We start from the raw sequence: 5,056 nt of genomic DNA, 5'->3' as shown, positions 1-5,056 counted from the left end.
GTTTTGATGAATTAAAACCAATGTTTGATTTGCCTGATGGTGTATTTCCAGTAGTGCTATTGTGTTTAGGATATCCTAAGCAATCTCCTAAGATACAGCCAAAACATCTATATGATATCGTGGTACATAAAGAGAAATACCATGAAATTTCAGATGATAAATTAAATGAATGTATGGATCAAAAATATAGTGATAGAGCAAAGACACCGCTATCAGATAATAATAAAGATAAGCTGAAAGCTGTGTGTGAAAAAGTGCATGATAAAGAATTTGCAGACGCGGCTTTAGATTATGCGAAATCATTAGGTTATATACACATGGCTCAGAGATATTTTGGGCTTCACTATAGAGCTGATGAGATTAGAACTGGAAATAGTGCTTTTATAAATTCGCTTAGAAATTACGGATTTAAATGGGTAGATGGAATTGATTATGATTGATAATTAGTTTTTTACAATTGCAATTTGGATTTCGCGAAGTAAATTTTTTTCACACTTAGATATGTCATCTTCGAGTAAAAGTAATTCGATGGCGTCACCTCTGAGTGTGAATTTTTTTGATTCAATGTAATTTATCATATCAAAGTACAATTCGGCGGTATTTTTAGACCCATAGAAATTGGCGCACAAAAATGTACCAGCTTCTATGCGAGATACGTTTGGTTTATTTATGAAATTTTCACTTTGATCTAAATTTATTGCAAAGAAATTTTTAAGGTGTATAGATTTTGATTTATCTATGCTCATGTAACGAGCGGGTTGATAGGCTATGTCTATATGCAAGTCAGAATTTTTTTTGAGCTCATTTAATATCTTAAAGTGCTCAAATGTTGAGTGGATATTGCTAGCAGATATGCTGTATCCATATCGTGCGTCTATAGTTTTTATAAAAAATTCATTGCTACAATTATGAAGTGTATCTATAGCATTTATCTGTCTTTCCATATATTTTAGTGTAGCAATTTGCTTTTCTATATTTGATTTTAATTCTATGGATTTATTTTTGTAAATGTTTTTGATTTCTTGTATATTCAAATTTTCTAATTGTTTTATTTCTTTTAGAGAAAAACCGGCAGATTTCAGTATGGAGAGGCTCCAAAGGTCGTTTATAGCATCATCGTCATAGTATCTGTAATTGGTTTGAGGGTCTATATAGGCAGGAATTATAAGTTCTAGTTTTTGATAGAGTCTAATAGCTTGTACGCTTATATCTAGAAGTTTGCTTATTTGCCCAATACTATATAAGTTGTCTTTCATATTTTACCAGCTCCTGTAGAGAATTTGAAATTTGAGTTAAGAATATTATATCATCAAAATGGAAATAGTTAAGGGTGTCGAGAGGGGTTTTGGCTTTGTGTTTTGAGCTTCTATTTTAAATTTTACAAAGTTTTACTACAACTCAGAAATTATTGCTATAATTAGATTGTAGTAAAAAATTTTAAGCTAAATTGCTTAAATTTAGCGAAAGGTTGGCGATTTCAGATGAAGATAAAGTATTTAGGACATTCAGCTTTTATGTTAGAGACGGACAGTATGAAGGCACTTGTAGATCCGTTCATAAACGGAAATCCACAGGCTAATTTTGATGAATCGGATTTACGAGATATAACTCATATATTTGTTACCCACGGACATGGGGATCATATAGGTGATACTGTGGATATCGCAAAGAGAGAAGGAGCATTAGTTGTGTGTAACTTTGAACTTGGGGATTATTTTACTAGAAAGGGATTAACTGTCCACACTATGCACATAGGTGGCAGGTTTGACTTAGGAGTATGTAGAGTTAAGATGACTATAGCACTTCATGGTTCAGGAATTTCTAGCGTTAATGGATTTATATATGGAGGAACGCCATGTGGATTTTTGATAGAAACTGAAGGCAAAAAAGTATATCATGCTGGGGATACTGGACTCACTATGGATATGAAACTTTTAGAGAGAGAAAGCATAGATATAGCAATACTTCCAATCGGGGGCAATTATACTATGGATGCTGAAGATGCAGCTATAGCTACTGAGTTTATAAAACCTAAAATGGTTATTCCAATGCACTACGATACTTTCCCACCTATAAAGGCTGATCCTATAGAATTTGAAAATAGAGTAAAATGTGCAGATGTGAAGATATTAAAGAGCGGAGATGTAGTTGAGATTTAAGAAACCGAGGGGAAACCATCGCTGATTTATTGCAGAGTAGTTCAAAAGATAATAACGATAAAAGACAGATTCGGAGATGTCAGATGATGCGTAAACTAGATAATAAAAGGCTAGATAATAAAAGACTAGAGAACAAAAAGCTAGAGAACAAAAAGCTAGATAATAAAAGACTAGATAATAAAAGACTAGATAACAAAAAAATAGACAATAAAAAACTAATGCTTTTAAGTTTAAGCCTAATTTTGATTGCGTTTTTCATGATTTTAAACGGGAAGCACGAATCGTTAGTGCTAGCACTTAGTGAAAATACAGATGATATAGAGCTTGTGAGAGAAGAAATTGGAGAGCTCGTAGATGGTAGGACAGTACTATGTGAATCGAGTAAACTTAGGTCTGCTTTTACAGAAAAGCATAGTGGTATTTTTGTGAAAACATTTTATTCAAATACAGATAGGCAAAATTGTGAAGGCTATATTTGTATATGTGATCAGAGGCAATTTATGAATTCGACTAGTAGACTTAGAACTAGAGTTGCTTTTTTTAAGGTTTCAAATTTCTTGAATTCAGAAGAGTATGATGAAAAGACAATACTAAATGATTATGTCAAAATTACTAGAATCGCAAGTGGTGATGTAGCTTATGATTCAGCTTTAGATAGTTTGTATTTTGTAAGTAGGGGCGTTAGTGTTCCCGAGATAAAAGTAGATATAGAGTTGGATTCAAAAGATTATATTATGAGAGAATCGATTGTAAATATTGAGACAAAAGAGTTTTGTAGAGACGATAACAAACATGTAGATGGTCATTTGATAGGCAGGAGAGAAAAATATTCTAAAGATGTAGATATACAGAAGAGGTTTTTTGGAAAGGTGCTAAATGGATTTAGTTTAGATTTTGGAGATTATAAGCTAAATCAAAATGGTTCTAATTATGTTTTTGATTTGAAATTTGAAAATATTGGTGAGACAGAGTCATCGAATGTGAAGAGTAACTTGATTCTAGAATGTTGTTTTTGATTTGAAATACTAAAAAACGGGGTGTAGCTTTTTTGCTACATCCCGTTTATAGTAATTGCCAATAAATCCCATATCATGTGAAGTATGATAGGAGGCCAAAGTGACTTGCTTTTTCTAAATACCCATCCGAATATCATGCCCATGGCAAATAGAAATACGCTTATAGATAAGATTCTAGGAAAAGTGAATAAACCATGGTCGATATAAGATGGGAAATGAATCCCCATAAATAGTAGAGACTGAATAATATTGGCTTTGGTGTCATTTACAAGAGATGCAAGTGCGTTAAAAAACCAACCTCTAAACACAAGTTCTTCTAGTATGCCGACGATAAGAAATTGTCCTATGAGCTTAATTGGGTGAAAGCTTTCGCCTATATGAAAACCACCGTATTTAAAGAACATGCTCCCGAATTGAACTGCTAAAAATGGCAATAATACTATAAAAAAGTATTTCCAATTGATTTTTATATCAAAAAGCTGATTAGATGGCATGCAGAGCTCATTGTTGTATCTTTTTAAGTAAAAAACAGCAAACATTATCCAAATTATAGATTTGACACTGCCATTTAAAATAGCTTTTGACCAAAGATCTAAATCTGGCTGCCAGATATCGTTTATTATGTATATTCGAACAGACCATATGGTAATTAAAATTATATATGATATAAAAATGTCTTTCATAGTTAGGTTGCGGTGTGCAAATATTTTTCTCAAAAAAATCACGTCCTTAAATATTTCCAAAAGTGACTACTACCTTTAGTATAACATTTAAGAACGTAAAAATCTGAAAAATAGAGTATGAAATTTGTATGAATTATCTTATTTGAAAATTTTTAGATTGCAATGTGCTAGATTAAAGGTGTGAATTTATGGGCTATTTTGTAGTTGCAGTTGATTCAGACATGTCTTTATTTTTAGTTTTTTTAGCCAATAATTTTTTTACATGTTCTAAGTCGGATTCGTTAAATGTTATATGCTTTTGATAGACAAGTTTTTCGTTTCCTAGATGAAAATAATTTAGAATCAGTTTATTTTTATTCCAAGAATAGTTGTATATATAGTTCCACGGTATGAAGCCAGGAGCTACTAAAAATCCATTTTTGCATAAATAGCTTTTTTGAAATCCAATTACTATATTGTTAGATATAATAAGGGCAAATAAAAATGATCTGATAGCCCAGCTATAGTCGCTTATTACAAAATTTCTTATTGATAGTCCAATCAATATAATTGAGGAAAGTGTAAATCCGTAGAAATTTAAGGATTTTTTATTTCCTATTTCTACAACTATATCGCCAGCTTTAGTCAATCCATGTTTGTAACGTAAAATTACTGAAAATATACCATATAAACCTATTAATCCAGCTATTCCGTAAAGTATCATTTCATAAAACATAATTATTCCACCTTTTTAAATATTTGAGATAGTTTTAGATTAGCAGATTGGAGTTAGAAAAACAAGGGAGTAGCTAAGAAATAAACGGTAGGATGAAAGACTCACAATAGTAGACGTATAAAAGTCAAAAGATTATGATATACAACTAAGAGCTGTGAGAATTTTGCATAAATCATAAGTTAAAATTTGAAGAGAAACTAATGATCCGATAACTTGAATGACAATTGAATAAGTTGTATAATTAATTTGCGTTCTTTTGAATAGTTAAAAAAAGTTGTTAATTGGAAAAGGGGTCGAGATATTTGAAAAAAGAAAATTTAAAACTGTTAGTTATGATTGGTTGTATTTTGGTAATTTGGAGTGGTATGTTCTTTTTGAAATCAATGGAGAAGGAAGAGTCGATTTTTGATGAGTATTATTCGGGTGAAGGAATAGTAATTGAAAATTCGGGTGATAAGCATTATATATTTGATTTAGATGATT

Annotated in this window: 7 protein-coding genes; 4 read left to right on the top strand and 3 right to left on the bottom strand. The window is 31.2% G+C overall.

The window, feature by feature from the left end; all coding sequences use genetic code 11:
• A partial coding sequence (locus tag N4A40_12310) for a hypothetical protein (GenBank protein ID MCT4662635.1) occupies positions 1 to 440 on the top strand: 440 nt, incomplete at its 5' end.
• A gap of 3 nt (positions 441 to 443) precedes the next feature.
• Here N4A40_12310 and N4A40_12305 read toward each other — a convergent pair.
• On the bottom strand, positions 444 to 1,256 hold the full coding sequence (locus N4A40_12305) for a MerR family transcriptional regulator (GenBank protein ID MCT4662634.1): 813 nt from the start codon (positions 1,254 to 1,256) through the stop codon (positions 444 to 446).
• 225 nt (positions 1,257 to 1,481) lie between these two features.
• Between N4A40_12305 and N4A40_12300 the strand changes: the two genes are divergently transcribed.
• Both N4A40_12300 and N4A40_12295 read left to right on the top strand, forming a co-directional pair.
• On the top strand, positions 1,482 to 2,159 hold the full coding sequence (locus tag N4A40_12300) for a metal-dependent hydrolase (GenBank protein MCT4662633.1): 678 nt from the start codon (positions 1,482 to 1,484) through the stop codon (positions 2,157 to 2,159).
• An 83-nt stretch (positions 2,160 to 2,242) separates the two neighbouring features.
• Entirely contained in the window at positions 2,243 to 3,175 is a 933-nt protein-coding gene (locus tag N4A40_12295) for a hypothetical protein (protein MCT4662632.1), read from the top strand.
• A 35-nt stretch (positions 3,176 to 3,210) separates the two neighbouring features.
• On the opposite strand, the gene N4A40_12290 is transcribed toward N4A40_12295, so the two are convergent.
• Both N4A40_12290 and N4A40_12285 read right to left on the bottom strand, forming a co-directional pair.
• Positions 3,211 to 3,858, bottom strand: coding sequence for a CPBP family intramembrane metalloprotease (locus N4A40_12290; protein ID MCT4662631.1), 648 nt, complete (start codon positions 3,856 to 3,858; stop codon positions 3,211 to 3,213).
• Between the two features lie 193 nt (positions 3,859 to 4,051).
• Positions 4,052 to 4,573, bottom strand: a complete 522-nt coding sequence (locus tag N4A40_12285; protein MCT4662630.1) for a DUF5673 domain-containing protein — start codon at positions 4,571 to 4,573, stop codon at positions 4,052 to 4,054.
• 302 nt (positions 4,574 to 4,875) lie between these two features.
• Between N4A40_12285 and N4A40_12280 the strand changes: the two genes are divergently transcribed.
• The coding region (locus tag N4A40_12280; GenBank protein MCT4662629.1) for a hypothetical protein at positions 4,876 to 5,056 on the top strand (181 nt) is incomplete at its 3' end.

It is taken from the genome of Tissierellales bacterium, assembly GCA_025210965.1.
Lineage (GTDB): Bacteria > Bacillota > Clostridia > Tissierellales > JAOAQY01 > JAOAQY01.
The sequence above is the reverse complement of the archived record's forward strand: the minus strand, read 5'-3'. Positions and strand labels throughout refer to the sequence as shown.

Excerpts from the sequence above, each read along its gene's own strand:
- N4A40_12305 (MCT4662634.1), bottom strand. The coding sequence starts at position 1,256 with ATGAAAGACAACTTATATAGTATTGGGCAAATAAGCAAACTTCTAGAT.
- N4A40_12300 (MCT4662633.1), top strand. The coding sequence starts at position 1,482 with ATGAAGATAAAGTATTTAGGACATTCAGCTTTTATGTTAGAGACGGAC.
- N4A40_12295 (MCT4662632.1), top strand. The coding sequence starts at position 2,243 with ATGATGCGTAAACTAGATAATAAAAGGCTAGATAATAAAAGACTAGAG.
- N4A40_12290 (MCT4662631.1), bottom strand. The coding sequence starts at position 3,858 with ATGAAAGACATTTTTATATCATATATAATTTTAATTACCATATGGTCT.
- N4A40_12285 (MCT4662630.1), bottom strand. The coding sequence starts at position 4,573 with ATGTTTTATGAAATGATACTTTACGGAATAGCTGGATTAATAGGTTTA.